The sequence below is a fragment of the Limobrevibacterium gyesilva genome, from assembly GCF_025989185.1.
Classification (GTDB): Bacteria; Pseudomonadota; Alphaproteobacteria; order Acetobacterales; family Acetobacteraceae; genus Limobrevibacterium; species Limobrevibacterium gyesilva.
In genome coordinates this window covers 441,709-455,621 of record NZ_JAPDNT010000001.1, presented here as the reverse complement: position 1 = coordinate 455,621, position 13,913 = coordinate 441,709, and the positions used below count along the sequence as shown (strand labels likewise).

Annotated in this window: 14 protein-coding genes; 9 read left to right on the top strand and 5 right to left on the bottom strand. The window is 71.0% G+C overall.

All coding sequences use genetic code 11. The annotated features are described in order from the left end of the window. Positions 1-51: 51 nt before the first annotated feature. The 5 genes from hrpB to OL599_RS02220 all read left to right on the top strand — a co-directional run bounded on the left by hrpB (position 52) and on the right by OL599_RS02220 (position 6,136). Positions 52-2,493: an ATP-dependent helicase HrpB gene (gene hrpB, locus OL599_RS02240; protein ID WP_264711955.1), complete on the top strand. Its 2,442-nt coding sequence runs from the start codon at positions 52-54 to the stop codon at positions 2,491-2,493. A 94-nt stretch (positions 2,494-2,587) separates the two neighbouring features. Next, positions 2,588-3,649, top strand: coding sequence for a S1C family serine protease (locus OL599_RS02235; RefSeq protein WP_264711954.1), 1,062 nt, complete (start codon positions 2,588-2,590; stop codon positions 3,647-3,649). 4 nt (positions 3,650-3,653) lie between these two features. Continuing rightward, on the top strand, positions 3,654-4,337 hold the full coding sequence (locus OL599_RS02230) for a winged helix-turn-helix domain-containing protein (protein WP_264711953.1): 684 nt from the start codon (positions 3,654-3,656) through the stop codon (positions 4,335-4,337). Further along, the gene (locus OL599_RS02225) at positions 4,334-5,779 is read left to right on the top strand and encodes a sensor histidine kinase (RefSeq protein ID WP_264711952.1); all 1,446 of its coding nucleotides are present in this window, start codon (positions 4,334-4,336) and stop codon (positions 5,777-5,779) included. Before OL599_RS02230 ends, OL599_RS02225 begins: the two co-directional genes overlap by 4 nt. 78 nt (positions 5,780-5,857) lie before the next feature. Then, positions 5,858-6,136 carry a hypothetical protein gene (locus OL599_RS02220; protein ID WP_264711951.1) on the top strand — a complete coding sequence of 93 codons (279 nt, stop codon included), beginning with the start codon at positions 5,858-5,860 and terminating at the stop codon, positions 6,134-6,136. Between the two features lie 20 nt (positions 6,137-6,156). Here OL599_RS02220 and OL599_RS02215 read toward each other — a convergent pair whose 3' ends face one another. Continuing rightward, positions 6,157-6,753, bottom strand: coding sequence for a hypothetical protein (locus OL599_RS02215; RefSeq protein WP_264711950.1), 597 nt, complete (start codon positions 6,751-6,753; stop codon positions 6,157-6,159). Between the two features lie 65 nt (positions 6,754-6,818). Beyond that, positions 6,819-7,796, bottom strand: a complete 978-nt coding sequence (gene hslO / locus OL599_RS02210; RefSeq protein WP_264711949.1) for an Hsp33 family molecular chaperone HslO — start codon at positions 7,794-7,796, stop codon at positions 6,819-6,821. A 46-nt stretch (positions 7,797-7,842) separates the two neighbouring features. On the opposite strand from hslO, the gene OL599_RS02205 reads away from it, so the two are divergent. Further along, positions 7,843-8,325, top strand: coding sequence for a GNAT family N-acetyltransferase (locus OL599_RS02205; protein WP_264711948.1), 483 nt, complete (start codon positions 7,843-7,845; stop codon positions 8,323-8,325). A gap of 18 nt (positions 8,326-8,343) precedes the next feature. Here the strand turns inward: OL599_RS02205 and OL599_RS02200 are convergent, their stop codons facing one another. The 3 genes from OL599_RS02200 to OL599_RS02190 form a co-directional block, all read right to left on the bottom strand. After that, a complete protein-coding gene (locus OL599_RS02200; RefSeq protein ID WP_264711947.1) occupies positions 8,344-9,393 on the bottom strand; it encodes an NAD(P)H-dependent flavin oxidoreductase in 1,050 nt (349 codons plus the stop codon). 135 nt (positions 9,394-9,528) lie between these two features. After that, on the bottom strand, positions 9,529-10,482 hold the full coding sequence (gene argF, locus OL599_RS02195) for an ornithine carbamoyltransferase (RefSeq protein ID WP_264711946.1): 954 nt from the start codon (positions 10,480-10,482) through the stop codon (positions 9,529-9,531). Positions 10,483-10,514: 32 nt separating this feature from the next. Then, on the bottom strand, positions 10,515-11,711 hold the full coding sequence (locus tag OL599_RS02190; protein ID WP_264711945.1) for an aspartate aminotransferase family protein: 1,197 nt from the start codon (positions 11,709-11,711) through the stop codon (positions 10,515-10,517). 231 nt (positions 11,712-11,942) lie between these two features. On the opposite strand from OL599_RS02190, the gene OL599_RS02185 reads away from it, so the two are divergent. Genes OL599_RS02185 through OL599_RS02175 form a run of 3 tightly spaced genes read left to right on the top strand, consistent with a single transcriptional unit; the run spans position 11,943 to position 13,527 of the window. Beyond that, the gene (locus OL599_RS02185; protein WP_264711944.1) at positions 11,943-12,518 is read left to right on the top strand and encodes a RecX family transcriptional regulator; all 576 of its coding nucleotides are present in this window, start codon (positions 11,943-11,945) and stop codon (positions 12,516-12,518) included. Next, positions 12,515-13,228: an AzlC family ABC transporter permease gene (locus tag OL599_RS02180; RefSeq protein WP_264711943.1), complete on the top strand. Its 714-nt coding sequence runs from the start codon at positions 12,515-12,517 to the stop codon at positions 13,226-13,228. The genes OL599_RS02185 and OL599_RS02180 overlap by 4 nt, the downstream gene beginning before the upstream one ends. Then, complete coding sequence (locus OL599_RS02175) at positions 13,225-13,527, top strand: AzlD family protein (protein WP_264711942.1); 303 nt, start codon at positions 13,225-13,227, stop codon at positions 13,525-13,527. The genes OL599_RS02180 and OL599_RS02175 overlap by 4 nt, the downstream gene beginning before the upstream one ends. Positions 13,528-13,913: the final 386 nt, after the last annotated feature.

Sequence of the window (13,913 nt, the reverse complement as noted above, 5' to 3'; positions counted from 1 at the left end):
CGCCATATGGGGGGCGTCGCACGCAATGGCGAAGAGTGATACTGCCCCGCCGTGAACCCAGATGCGCTTCTGTCCCTTGCCGGCGACCTGCCCGTCATCGAATGTCTGCCCGGCCTGCTGGCCGCCCTGGCCGGGCGGTCCAACGCCGTCCTGATCGCCCCGCCCGGCGCCGGCAAGACAACGCTCGTGCCGCTGGCGCTGCTGGATGCGCCCTGGGTCGGGACCGGCCGGATCGTGATGCTGGAGCCGCGCCGCCTTGCCGCCCGCGCCGCCGCCACGCGCATGGCTGGGCTGCTCGGGGAGAAGCCCGGCCAGACCGTCGGCTACCGCACGCGGCTCGATTCCGCGGTGTCGGCGGCGACGCGCATCGAGGTCGTGACCGAGGGCCTGCTGGCGCGCCGCCTGCAGTCCGACCCCGGCCTGGACGGCACAGCCATCGTCATCCTCGACGAGGTGCACGAGCGCGCGCTGGACGCCGACCTGGCGCTGGCCTTCTGCCTGGACCTGCAACGCAACCTGCGCCCGGAACTCCGCCTGCTCGCCATGTCCGCCACCGCCGATGGCGCACGGCTCGGCCCGCTGCTGGACGCGCAGGTGATCGAGAGCGCCGGCCGCGCCCATCCCGTCAGCATCCGCCACGCCGGGCGCGACATCGCGACCCAGCGCGATCTGCCGGCCGCGTTGGCGCGGGCGGTGCGCGCCGCCCTGGCCGAGCATGACGGCGACGTGCTGGCGTTCCTGCCGGGCATGGGCGAGATCCGGCGCGCCCAGGCGGCGCTGGAAGGCTGCGGCGCGCTGGTGCTGCCGCTGCACGGCGAGCTGCCGCCCGCCGAGCAGGACCGCGCGCTGCGGCCGGCGGAGACGCGGCGGGTGGTCCTGGCGACCTCGATCGCCGAGACCTCGTTGACCGTGCCGGGCGTGCGTATCGTCGTCGATGGCGGGTGGCGGCGGGCACCGCGATTGGATCCGGCGACCGGCCTGACACGTCTGGCCACCCTGCGCATCAGCCGCGCCGCCGCCGACCAGCGCGCCGGCCGCGCCGGTCGGGAAGGGCCGGGTGTGGCGATCCGGCTATGGACCACGGCGCTGCATCGCGGCCTGCCCGCTTTCGATCGGCCGGAGATCCTGGAGGCCGAGCTGTCTGGCCTGCGGCTGGACTGCGCCGCCTGGGGCGCCGAGCCAGGCGCGTTGCCGTTCCCGGATGCGCCGCCCCCCGGGGCGCTCGCCGCGGCCACCGCCTTGCTGACGGAGCTGGGCGCGCTGGATGCCGCCGGACGCATCACCGAAGCCGGCCGCCTGATGGCGCGGCTTGGCGCGCATCCCCGCCTCGCTGCGATGATGCTGGCCGCCGAGACGCCCGCCCAGGCCGTGCTGGCGGCCGAACTCGCGGCGCTGCTGGAAGAACGCGACCCGCTGCGCAATCCCGACGCCCCCGCCGATATCGGCTTGCGGCTGGCAGCCCTGGAGGGGGCTGCGGACGCCGATCGTGGCGCCGTGTCCCGCATTCGCCGGGCGGCCGCCCAGTATCGCCGCCGGCTGCGCCTTCCGGACATCGCGGCCGCGGGGGACCCGGCCCCGCTGCTGGCCGCCGGCTTCCCCGACCGCATCGCCCAGCGGCGCGGCGAGCCTGGCAGCTTCCGGCTGTCCGGCGGCGGCGGCGCGCGGTTGCCGCTGGGCGACCCATTGTCGAAGGCGCCGCTGCTGGCGGTCGCCAGCCTGGAGATGAAGGCTGGCGCCCGTATCCGACTGGCCGCCCCGCTCGATCCCGCGCGGCTGCCGGCATTCCTTGCCGCACGGGTGACGGAGGCGGTGGAAACCGGCCTCGATCCGGTCACCGGCTCGGTCCTGGCCCGCCGCCGGCGGCGGCTGGGCGCGCTGGTGCTGGAGGACCGCACTGAGCCGGCCGATCCCGCCGACACCGCCGCCGCCCTGGCCGCCGCGGTGCCGATCGCGGCACTGCCCTGGACCGATACGGCGCGGCAGCTGCAGGCGCGCGTGGCCCTGATGCGGCTGCTGGAGCCGCAGGGGGGCTGGCCCGATCTCTCGGAGGCGGCATTGGCGGAATCGCGCGCCTGGCTGGCCCCGCACCTGTACGGCTCGGCGCGTCTGGCCGATGTCCAAAGGCTCGACCTGCAAGCGATCCTGCGCGGCCAGCTGAGCTGGGAACAGGCGAGCCGGCTGGATCGGGACCTGCCCACGCATCTCACCCTGCCGGGCGGCCGCGCCGCCGTCGACTACACCCAGCCCGTGCCGGTGGCCGAAGCGCGCGCGCAGCTTTTCTACGGCCTTGCGGAGACCCCACGTCTGGCCGGCGGCCGGGCCGAGTTGCGGCTGGCCTTGCTGTCCCCGGCCGGCCGGCCCGTCGCGATCACCGCGGACCTGCCGGGATTCTGGCGCGGCGCCTGGGCGGATGTGCGCAAGGACATGCGGGGCCGGTACCCCAGGCACCATTGGCCCGACGATCCCGCCACAGCCCCGGTTCGCCGGCCGTAATCCGTTGCGGCGTAATCTTGTTGCGCGCAACCCGGCACGCCACTTTGACCTCAGATCGCCCCGATCGAGCGGAGACTCGACCATGCCTGCTGCCATGCCCGCCCCAATACCGCGCCGCGCCTTCGGCACACTGGCCCTCGCAGCCCTCCTGGTGCGTGCCCGCACCGCCGATGCGCGCACGGGCCCGGAGAGTTTCTCGCCTTTGGTCAAGCGCGTGATGCCGACAGTGGTGAACATCGCGGTCACCGAGACGGTCGCGTCCAACGACGCGTTTTCCGCCCTGCCGCCCGAGCTCCAGCGCCAGTTCCGGGACCGGTTCCGCCAGCGCCGTCAGCAGGTGATGGGCGCCGGGTCCGGCTACATCATCGACCCCTCAGGCTACATCGTGACCAACAACCACGTGGTCGGCAGTGCCGACAAGATCGTGGTCGGGCTGTCGGACGGCACCGAGCTGCCGGCCCGCCTGATCGGCGCCGACGAGTTGACCGATGTCGCGCTGATCAAGGTTTCCCCGCCCACGCCGCTGCCCGCGGCGAGCTGGGGCGACAGCCGGGTGCTGGAAGTGGGCGACTGGGTGCTGGCCGCGGGCAATCCGTTCGGGCTGGCGGGGTCGGTCACCGTCGGCATCGTCTCGGCGCGCGGGCGGGACATCGGCGCCGGCCTGTTCGACGACTTCATCCAGATCGACGCGCCGATCAATCCCGGCAATTCCGGCGGCCCGCTGTTCAACATGGACGGTCAGGTGGTGGGCATGAACACGGCGATCCTGTCGCCCTCGGGTGCGTCGGCCGGCGTCGGTTTCGCCATCCCGAGCGAGCTGGTCAGCAAGATCGTGGCCGAGCTGCGCGAGAAGGGCCGCATCGATCGCGGCTGGCTCGGCGTGTCCGTGCAGGACGTTCCGGCCAGCGGCCGCAGCCCGGCGGGCGTGGGCATCGCTGCGGTGGACCGCGCCGGGCCGGCCGCACGCGCGGGGCTGCGGGCAGGCGACGTCGTGACCGGGCTGAACGGCCAGGGCGTCGAGTCCGCCCGAAGCCTGATCCGCGGCGTCGCTATGACCCCGCCGGGCAACACCGTGCACCTTGCGGTGCGCCGCCAGGGCAAGGACATCGACCTTCCCGTCACCGTCGGCCGCCGGCCGAAGATCGAGGAGAACTGACGCCATGCGTATCCTGGTTGTCGAGGACGACAAGGACGTTGCCGGGTTCGTGGTGAAGGGTCTGAAGGAAGCCGGCCACGTCGTCGAGCACGCCGCGAACGGCCGCGACGGCCTGTTCCTGGCCGCGAGCGAAGGCTTCGACGCCATCGTGCTGGACCGCATGCTGCCCGGCGGCGTCGACGGGCTGCGGCTGCTGGAGACGCTGCGCTCGCAAGGCAACAACACGCCGGTCCTGTTCCTGTCCGCCATGGCGCAGGTGGACGACCGCGTGCGCGGGCTGAAGGCGGGCGGCGACGACTACATGACCAAGCCCTTCGCCTTCGCCGAGCTGCTGGCGCGGGTCGAGGCGCTGACCCGGCGCGGCAAGAGCGAGGGCCCGACCACCAAGCTGGTGGTCGCTGACCTGGAGATGGACCTGCTGTCGCGTGGGGTGAAGCGCGACGGCCAGAAGATCGACCTGCAGCCGCGCGAGTTCCGCCTGCTGGAATATCTCATGCGCCATGCCGGCCAGGTGGTGACCCGCACCATGCTGCTTGAGGGCGTGTGGGACTACCATTTCGACCCACAGACCAACGTGATCGACGTGCACGTGTCGCGGCTGCGCCAGAAGGTGGACAAGCCGTTCCCGACACCGCTGATCCACACGGTCCGCAACGCGGGATACATGCTAAGGCCCGAGGCGCCGTGACCGACATCGGCGGGGTCGAGGCAAGCCCGGCGCGTCCAGCCAAAGGCGGCCGCCTGTCCTTCCTTTCCCCCGACCGGCTGTTTCGTTCGGCCGGCGTGCGCTTCGGTGTGATCTATGCCGGGCTGTTCGGCATCAGCGCCCTGGCCTTGGCGGCGTTCCTATGGTGGTCCACGGCCGGGCTGCTGGAACGTCAGACCGACGCGGCGATCGAGACGGATTGGCAGGGGCTGCTGGAGCGCTTCGACGACGGCGGCATGCTGGGCCTGATCGAGGCGATCCGGCAGCGGGTCGACGCCAATGTGAACGATGACGCCATCTATCTTCTGGCCGGGCCGGACATGCGTCCCATTGCCGGCAATATCGATCAATGGCCCCGGCGCGTGACCGTGGACGTCGAGTCAACGGAGCTGCTGATCGAACGCGCGGGCGTGAAGGGTCTGGCCAAGGTCCACAAATACGACCTGGTCGGCGGCTTCCACCTGCTGATCGGCCGGGACATCGAGGCACGGTCGCAGTTGAGCCACATGCTTGCCGACGCCATGCTGTGGGCGGCGGGCATCGCGGTGGCGCTCGGCAGCGTCGGCGCCTGGGCCGTGCGCGGCCTGTTCCGGGTCACCATCGCCGACGTCTCCGCCACCGCGTCGGCGATCAGCGCCGGCGACCTGACGCGGCGCGTGCAGGTCACCGGCCAGGGCGACGAGTTCGACATGCTGGCGGAAACCATCAACGACATGCTCGATCGCATCAGCCGGCTGATGGACGGTGTCCGCCAGGTCTCCAACGCGATCGCGCACGACCTGCGCACGCCGATCACGCGCGCCCGGGCGCGGCTTGAGGACGCGGCGCTGCATGCCACCAGCGAGGCCGACCTGCGCGCCGCCATCGATCGCGCGCAGGCGGATCTCGACGACATTGTCGCGGTGTTCCAGGCGCTGCTGCGGATCTCCGAGATCGAGGCGGGGGCGCGGCGTTCGGCGTTCGCGTCGGACGACCTCGCGCCGCTGTTGCGCGACCTGGCCGAACTCTACGACGCCGCGGCGGAGGAGAAGGGCCTTGTGCTGGAACAGCAGGTCCCCGCCGTCCTGCCGGTCTTCGGCGACCGCGACATGATCCAGCAGGCGGTCGCGAACCTGCTGGACAATGCCCTGAAATTCTCGCCGCCTGGCGGCGTCGTCCGCCTGAGCGCGTCGGCCGGGCGGGACGCGGTGACGGTCGCGGTCGCCGACGGGGGGCCGGGGATCCCGCAGGACAGCATGGCCCGTGCGACCGAACGCTTCTACCGCGGCGAACAGGCGCGCAACACGCCGGGGTCCGGGCTCGGCCTGTCGCTGGTCCAGGCGGTGGCGACGCTGCATGGCGGCGTGCTGCGTCTGGAGGACAATCATCCTGGCCTGCGCGCCGTGCTGCGCCTGCCGTCGACGGAGGCGAAACCTGCCGGGTGAACACGACTTCATGTACGGACCAGTGCGCGGTCACGGAACTGCGATCATACTCCCGCGATGTCTTCCACAAAGTTAGTCGTGCTCGCGCTGCTGGCGTTCGGCATTGGCCTTGCGGAGGTGGCCGCCCAGCAGGATCCGTTGCAGCCTGCGCCGATCCTTCGAATGATGACGGAATCGGCCGAATACTGCACCCACCTCGCCAAGGAGGTGGCTGATGCCAAGCGCAGCGCGGCAACCCCGTCGGCCGATGCACAGACGCTCGAAACCGAAGGCAACCGGATGTGCGAGCGTGGCCATGTCAAAGGCGGCATCGCCCGCCTGCGCCGGGCGCTGAAGATCCTGCGCGCCGGCGAGTAGGCGGACGGCGCAGCCGCTGTCTACGGCTTCTTTGGCGTGTCCAGATCCTGGGTTTCGACGGCGCCGGGCTGCGGCGCGGCCGGGCTGGTCGTCTGCAGCTGGTCGCGCAGCGCGCGGCCGATCTGGTACTCCAGCTCCACGTTCATGTCGTCCATCATCTTGCGCTCGAGCTCGTACAGGTCGTTGCGCACGCTGTCAGGATCGTCGTCGCCGATCGGGCGAGCGCCGTGCACCTTGGCGGTGGCGGTGCCGCGGCGGCTACCGTCCTCGTTCAACAGGTCCAGATGCACCGTGAAGCTGGCCTCGTACAGGGTCCTGCTCTGGATCAGCGAGGCGTCGTCGATGACGAACAGCGCCTTCCCGGAGGTTCCGCCGGGCACCAGCCGGTCTTCGGCCATCTGGCGCAGCGCCGCCACGGGGCGCGTCGGCGCCAGGTACTCGACATGCCGGGCCGAGCCCCGCGGCACCCAGTTGTCGTCGATGTCGATCCTGGCGACGTTGAGCTTGATCTTGTTCAGGTAGTCGTAACTGAGCGGCGTGAAGCTCGGCGAGGTGTCGCCGCCGCACGCGGTCAGCAACAGGCCCAGTGCGAGCACGGCGATTCGGGCAAAAGGCATGGTGGCGACAGGATCCCGAGAAATGTCAGACCGGACGCCTAGCCTGGGGAGTCCGGGCCCGCCGGTCAATGGCCCTGCCCGTGCGCGCGGCCATCGGCGAGGCCGCGCACGTCCTCGCGGGGGAAGCGGAAATCGACGTTGCAGAACTCGCAGGTCATGACGATGTCGCCGTTGACGGCCATGTGGTCGAGGTCGTCCTGGCTGAAGCCTTCCAGAATCCCTGACAGGCGCTGGCGCGAGCACCGGCATCCATAGGCGAGCGCCCGCGCCCGGTCGGTGGCCACACCTTCCGTATGGAACAGGCGATACAGCAATTGGTCGGCCGAGAGGGCATCGTCCAGCAGTTCCGCGTCGGTGACAGTGGCAGCCAGCGTGGTCGCGGTGCGCCAGCTTTCTTCCTGTGCTCCCTCGTTCAGGTCCGGATCGATGCCGCCGCTGCCGGCGATGCGCTCCAGGATCAGGGCGGCCGCGCGCCAGCCCGACGCCGTGCGGTCGCAGGCGAGGTGGATCGAGCAACGGATCTGCTCGCTGGTCTCGAAATAATGCAGCGCCATTTCGGCGAGAGTGCCGCCGGTGATGGTGACGATGCCCTGGTGGCGCTCCGTGTCCGGCCCCTGGTCCACGGTGAAGGCCAGGTATCCTTTGCCAAGCAGCGACATGGCCGAGGGGGCCGGGTCGCTGTCCAGCAGGGCCTGCAGCCGCTCCGGCACGGCGCGGGCATAGCCGCGCAGACCCCCGGAATCGGTACAGTCGGCCAGCAGCATGTTCAGCGGGCCATCGCCCTTGGCCTGCAGGCTGAACGAGCCGCGGAATTTCAGCGCGCTGGCCAGGGCGGCGACCAGCGCCAGGGCCTGGCCGGCCGTGCGGGTCACGGCGTCGTGGTTGTCATGGCGCGTCAGCAGCGCGTCGGCGAGTGGGCCGAGGCGCACGAGGCGGCCCCGCACCGGGCGGCGCGGGAGGAAGAACGGCGTGACCCCACGGGGGACGACGATATCGGGCACATCTGGGCGCCCGCTGTCGAGGAAGGCGGGTGTTTCGGACATTCCGGCTAAATAGGCATCGCCGCGCCGCGAGGCTACTGTCGCGCGCATGAGAACCGACACGGAATACGTGCTGCGCGCGCTGCGCGCGGGTGACGCGGCAAGTGCCGCCGGGCTGATCCGCGCGTCCTTCGCCGCCCAGTCCGTGGTCACCGATCCGCTCCCCTCCGCCCTGCGCGAGTCGGCCGAGAGCGTGGCGGCGACGCTTGCTGCGGGCGGCGGCGCCTGTGCCGAGGCCGGGGAGATGCTGGTGGGCGTGGTGCTGTGGTCGGAAAAGGACGGCGGCCTGTATATGGGCCGGCTTGCGGTTCATCCCGGCTGGCGCGGCCGGGGCGTGGCCCGTGCCCTCGTCGCCGCTGCCGAAGCCGAGGCGCGGCGGCGCGGCATGCCGCGCCTGCATCTGTCGGTCCGGCTGGCGCTGGCCGATAACCGGCGCCTGTTCCAGGCCTGCGGGTTCCGGGAAACCGCGATGCATGCGCATCCCGGCTATTCGGCACCGACCTTCGTGGACATGGAGAAGCGGCTGGCCTGATCGCGCAGGGCCGCGGTATCAGCCGAGGCCGGCGGCCACCGTCGCGGATTCCTCGACCAGCCGGCGCACCAGCTCCGCGGCCGGCATCCGGCGGAACATGCGCACGCCCTGGCCGGACCAGAGCGACATGCGCTCGATATCGCCCACGCGGGAGGCCTGGCGGCGCATCGGGCCCGTCAGCGCCCCGTGCACCGCGAAGGGCAGCGTCACCGGGCCGGCCTTTTCCGCCGCGTGCACGTCGCGCATGAAGTCGTTCACCAGCCCCCGCGCAGGCCGGCCGGAGAAGGCGCGGGTGACGGTTGCTGCATCCTCGTGCCCGGCCTCAAGCGCGGTCCTGTGCGCCTCGGCGACGCCGGCCTCGTCGCAGCCCAGGAAGGCGGTGCCCATCTGCACCGCCGCCGCACCCAGCGCCCGGGCGGCCACGATGCCGCGGCCGTCCATGATGCCGCCCGAGGCGATCACCGGCACCGAAACGGCGTCGACCACCTGTGGCACCAGCGCCATGGTGCCGATCATCGCGTTCTCGAACGGCCCGGCGAAGGTGCCGCGATGGCCGCCGGCCTCGCTGCCCTGGGCCACGACGGCATCGATCCCGGCGGCTTCCAGGCGCTGCGCCTCGTCAACCGTGGTGGCGGTGCCGACGGTGCGGATACCGGCGTCCCTGGCGCGCCGGATCGCCTCGGCGGGAAGGCCGAAGGTGAAGCTGAATATGGCGGGCCTGGCTTCCAGCACGGCCTCGAACTGCTCGGGAAAGCGGTCGGCGGGCCAGGCGGGCATGGTTGGTCGTTGCAGCCCCAGCGCCTCGTGGTGCCGCGCCAGGATCGCCAGCATCGCCGTGGGGTCCACGTCGTGCGGGCTGTCATGGCCGCCGGCGAACAGGTTCACCGCGAACGGGCGGTCGGTCAGGCGGCGGATTTCGGCAACGGTGTCGCGGATCTGCGCCGGCGTCATGTAGGCAGCGCCCAGCGAGCCTAGCGCGCCCGCATTGCTGACGGCGGCGACCAGCGCAGGAGTGGTGGTGCCGCCGGCCATGGGGGCCTGGATGATGGGATAGGTCGTGCCGAACATGCCTGGGCTCCGGTGTCGCGTGTACCGCCGGCCCGTTCAGGCCTGGCCGAACGCTAGGCGGGTCCGGGGCTTGCGGGAAATCGTTTGTTGAGAACGGGTCCATCTGCGCGGCAGATGGACCCGCTTCCAGGAACGCTAGCGGGCGGCGCCCAGGGCCCAGGCCAGTACACCCTTCTGGGCATGCAGGCGGTTCTCAGCCTCGTCGAACACGACGGATTGCGGACCGTCGATCACCTCGGCGGTCACTTCCTCGCCGCGATGGGCCGGCAGGCAGTGCATGAAAATCGCGTCCGGCGCCGCCTTGGCCATCAGCGCGGAATCGACCCGATAGGGCGCCAACAGATTGTGACGGTTGGAATTCGGGTCGTCGGACATGCTGACCCAGGCATCCGTCACCACGCAGCGCGCACCGGCCACGGCGGCAGCAGGATCGCTGGTCACCTCGATCTTCGCCCCTTGGGCGCGTGCCCATTCAACCAGCTCGGCCGGCGGCCGCAGGCTGTCCGGAGTGGCGAGGCGCAGGGTGAAGCCGAAGCGCGCCGCCGCCTCGATCCAGCTGCGCGCGACGTTGTTGCCGTCGCCGCACCACGCCACCACCTGCCCTGCGATCGGGCCGCGATGCTCCTCGAACGTCATCACATCGGCCATGAGCTGGCAGGGATGCGATGCCGCGGTCAGGCCGTTGATCACCGGAATGGTGGCGTACTGGGCCATCTCGATCAGCTTCTCGGGCGCGTCCGTGCGCATCATGATCGCATCGACGTAGCGCGACAGCACGCGCGCCGTGTCGGCCACGGTCTCGCCGCGACCGAGCTGGGTGTCGCGGCCGGAGATCATGACCACATCGCCGCCGAGCTGGCGCATCGCCACCTCGAAGCTGACGCGGGTGCGGGTGCTGGGCTTCTCGAAGATCAGCGCGATGGTCTTGCCCGCGAGCGGGCGCGACGACACGCCGCCGGCGGCCTTGAAGCCGCTGGAGATGTCGAGCATGTGGCGCAGCGTCGCCGTGTCGAAATCGCGGATATCCAGGAAGTGGCGGGGCGCAGTGCGCGCCCCGCCGGAGTCCGTTCCGCCCGTTGGCGCCGCCATGCCGGACCGGGTCCGCCGCAGAGCCGCGCCGCTCACTTCGCGGCGACCTTGCTGCCGCTGGGGCGGCAGCGCGCGGCGCCACGGCGCATCATCGCCACGGCGTCGGCGATGTCGGCGTCGGTGATCACCAGCGGCGGCACCAGGCGCACCACGTTCTCGCCGGCGGTGACGGTCAGCAGGCCCTCGGCGGTGAAGGCCTCCTGCACCTCGCCCTGGGGCGCCACGCATTTCAGGCCCAGGATCAGGCCGGCGCCGCGCACCTCCTCGAACACGTCGGGGAAGGCGCGCACCACGTCCTGCAGCAGGTTCCACAGCTTGCGCGCCTTGCGGTCCACGTCGGGCAGGAAGCCCGGCGCCAGCATCACGTCCAGCACCGCATTGGCAGCGGCGCAGGCCAGCGGGTTGCCGCCGAAGGTGGTGCCGTGCGTGCCGGGCACCAGATGCCGGGCCACATGCTCCTTGGCCAGGATCGCCCCCATGGGGAAGCCGCCGGCGATGCCCTTCGCGGCGCTCATGACGTCGGGCGTGATGCCGGCCCATTCATGCGCGAACAGCTTGCCGGTGCGCCCCATGCCGCACTGGATCTCGTCCATGCCCAGGATCAGGCCGAACTCGTCGCAGGTGGAGCGCAGGTCGCGCAGGAACTGCAGATGCGCCGGACGGATGCCGCCTTCGCCCTGCACCGGCTCGATGAGGATGCCGGCGGTGTTCGGCCCGATCGCGTCGCGCACGGCGTTGAGGTTGTTGAACGGCACGTGGTCGAAGCCGTCCACCTCCGGGCCGAAACCCTTCAGGTATTTCGGGTTGCCCGTCGCCGCCAGCATGGCCAGCGTGCGGCCATGGAAGGCGCCTTCGAAGCAGATGACGCGGTAGCGGTCGGTCTGGCCGGTCTCGTACATCGCCTTGCGCATCATCTTCACCATGCCCTCGTTCGCCTCGGCGCCCGAGTTGCAGAAGAACACGCTGTCGGCGAACGTTGCCTCGACCAGCCGCTCGGCCAGGCGCTCGGCGCCGGGCACGCGGTACAGATTCGAGACATGCATGACCTTGTGGGCCTGCTCGGCGATCGCGTCGGCCAGATGCTTGTTGTTGTGGCCGAGGGAGGAGGTGGCGATGCCGGACCCGAAATCGAGGAATCGTCGCCCGTCGACCGTGTACAGCCAAGCGCCCTCGCCCCGCTCGAAAGCGAGGTTGGCGCGGTTGTAGGTCGGCATAAGGGCGGGGATCATTCCTTTTGGTCCTCGTTTGTCCCGGCTTGGGGACGTCTTTCCCAGGGTTGTCCCACCGCAGCACCCATGTGCGGGCGGTTCCAGGAAAGCGGAAACAATGATCTGGCCAGCGAGGCGAAGTCAAACCTTCGTCTTGCGCATGGGCGCGCCGATGGGCGTGTGCATAGCCGGTCTGCGTGCGGTGCCCGGCGCCGCGTTTCGCCGCGCGGGCGGAAATGGCATCGTGCCGGCATGACTGAAACACACCCAGGACCGCCCACCGAGGCGGCATTGCACGAGGCGGCGCTGGCGCATCTTGCCCGCTATGCCACCACCCAGGCCGGCCTGGTCCGCGTGCTCGACCGGCGCGTGGATCGCTGGGCGCGTGCGGCCGCGTCCCCGGACCCGGATGCGGTGCTGGCGGCGAAGCGGGCAGTGCGGGCGGTGGTGGCGCGGCTTGCGGCCGCGGGCGTGGTGAACGATGCGGCCTTCGCCGAAAGCCGGGCGCGCAGCCTGACACGGTCCGGCCGCTCCCGTCGGGCCGTCGCGGCCCACCTCGCGGCCCGCGGCGTGGCCGCCGAGACGGTCGCGCGCGCCGTGCCGGGCGACGCCGAAACGGAACTGGCCGCGGCGCTGTCGTTCGCCCGCCGGCGCCGCATCGGGCCGTTCCGGCGGATGTGCGACGATGAGGCGGCGATGGCCGATATCCATCGCCGCGAACTCGGCGTCCTGGCGCGCGCGGGCTTCCCCCAGGATGTCGCGTCACGGGCCTTGCGCATGGCGGAAGACGAGGCCGAAGCGTTGGTGAACCGGCTGCGCCAGTCGTGACCGCTTCGTCGAGTGCTCCGGTCGTCTTCACCCGCGCCGGCGTCCTGCGCGGGATGAAGGAATGCATCCCGCTGTTGATCGGGGTGACGCCGTTCGGGCTCGTCTGCGGCATCACCGCGCAGGGGGCGGGGCTGTCGTTCCTGGAAACCTTTCTGATGAGCGCCTCGGTCTATGCCGGGTCGGCGCAGCTAGTGGTGCTGGCCAACTGGGCGCATCCGGCGCCGGTGGTGGCCGCCACCCTGGCGACCTTCGCGGTGAACCTGCGCATGGCGCTGATGGGGCCGGTGCTGAGCCCGTGGCTGGACCGCCTGCGCGGCTGGCGGTTGTGGGGCAGCCTGTTCGTGATGGCCGATCAGAACTGGGCTCAGGCCCTGGGCGACATGACCGCGGGCGGGCGCGATGCCGGGGTCCTGCTCGGCAGCGGGCTCATCATGTGGGTGTGGTGGATCGTGACCGGCGGCATCGGCCATGCCATGGGAACGGTGCTCAGCCTGCCGCCGGGACATCCGTTGTTCTTCGCCGCCCTGGCCGTGTTCGTGTCCATGCTTGCGAACATGTGGCGCGGGTGGGGCGATGTGCTGCCATGGGTGATCGCGGGCGGTGTGGCGGTGGTCACGGCGCGACTGCTCCCCGGTACCGCGTGGTACATCGTCGCCGGCGCGCTGGCGGGGAGCATGACCGGCGGCCTGCGGGACCATTTCCGCCGATGAGGCTCGATCCCTGGACACTCGCGGCCATTATCGGCATGGCGCTGGCGACCTATGCCTGCCGCGGCGGCGGCTACTGGCTGTTCCGCCAGATCAAGCCGACGCCGCTGCTGCGCGCGGTCATGGCGCATATTCCCGGCACGCTGTTTGTGAGCTTCGTGGTGCCCGCGCTGGTGGCGGGCGGCACGCAGCCGGTGGTCGGCGCCGCCGCCACGCTGGTGACCATGGTGGCCACCCGCAGCCTGTCGCTCGCCATTCTTGCCGGCACGGCCGCGGCCTGGGGCGTCTGGGGCCTGGGGTGACACGCGGCCGCGTAATAAAAGCGGGCGGTGCGAACACGCCGCACCGCCCGAAGGAGCCGCGCCAGCGTTCGGTTCACGTGGCGCGGTCAAGGAGGGAGCTCGAAGCCAGCCAAACGGCCTCAGGGCACAATCGTAATCGCCCGGTATCAACGGACGGTTAAATTGGGACGAACCGGCGGTATGCAACGCAACAATGTTCACGCCCACGAATATGTGAGGAGCTTTGCACGACCACGGCTGCCGATCCGCCTGTCCGTGTCCGCGTGTCGGTGCGGCAGGGCGAGGATCGGCCGAGCGGTTTTCAGGCCGGTGCCGGGCATCGATGTCCTGAACACGCTCCTGGAAGTCTGAATCACAATCCGTTGCAGTACTTGTGGGGTGATGTT

What these genes read in the sequence shown, in the direction of transcription:
- OL599_RS02235 (WP_264711954.1), top strand. Translation starts at nt 2,588, where the DNA reads ATGCCCGCCCCAATACCGCGCCGCGCCTTCGGCACACTGGCCCTCGCA.
- OL599_RS02230 (WP_264711953.1), top strand. Translation starts at nt 3,654, where the DNA reads ATGCGTATCCTGGTTGTCGAGGACGACAAGGACGTTGCCGGGTTCGTG.
- OL599_RS02215 (WP_264711950.1), bottom strand. Translation starts at nt 6,753, where the DNA reads ATGCCTTTTGCCCGAATCGCCGTGCTCGCACTGGGCCTGTTGCTGACC.
- hslO (WP_264711949.1), bottom strand. Translation starts at nt 7,796, where the DNA reads ATGTCCGAAACACCCGCCTTCCTCGACAGCGGGCGCCCAGATGTGCCC.
- OL599_RS02205 (WP_264711948.1), top strand. Translation starts at nt 7,843, where the DNA reads ATGAGAACCGACACGGAATACGTGCTGCGCGCGCTGCGCGCGGGTGAC.
- OL599_RS02200 (WP_264711947.1), bottom strand. Translation starts at nt 9,393, where the DNA reads ATGTTCGGCACGACCTATCCCATCATCCAGGCCCCCATGGCCGGCGGC.
- argF (WP_264711946.1), bottom strand. Translation starts at nt 10,482, where the DNA reads ATGGCGGCGCCAACGGGCGGAACGGACTCCGGCGGGGCGCGCACTGCG.
- OL599_RS02190 (WP_264711945.1), bottom strand. Translation starts at nt 11,711, where the DNA reads ATGATCCCCGCCCTTATGCCGACCTACAACCGCGCCAACCTCGCTTTC.
- OL599_RS02185 (WP_264711944.1), top strand. Translation starts at nt 11,943, where the DNA reads ATGACTGAAACACACCCAGGACCGCCCACCGAGGCGGCATTGCACGAG.
- OL599_RS02175 (WP_264711942.1), top strand. Translation starts at nt 13,225, where the DNA reads ATGAGGCTCGATCCCTGGACACTCGCGGCCATTATCGGCATGGCGCTG.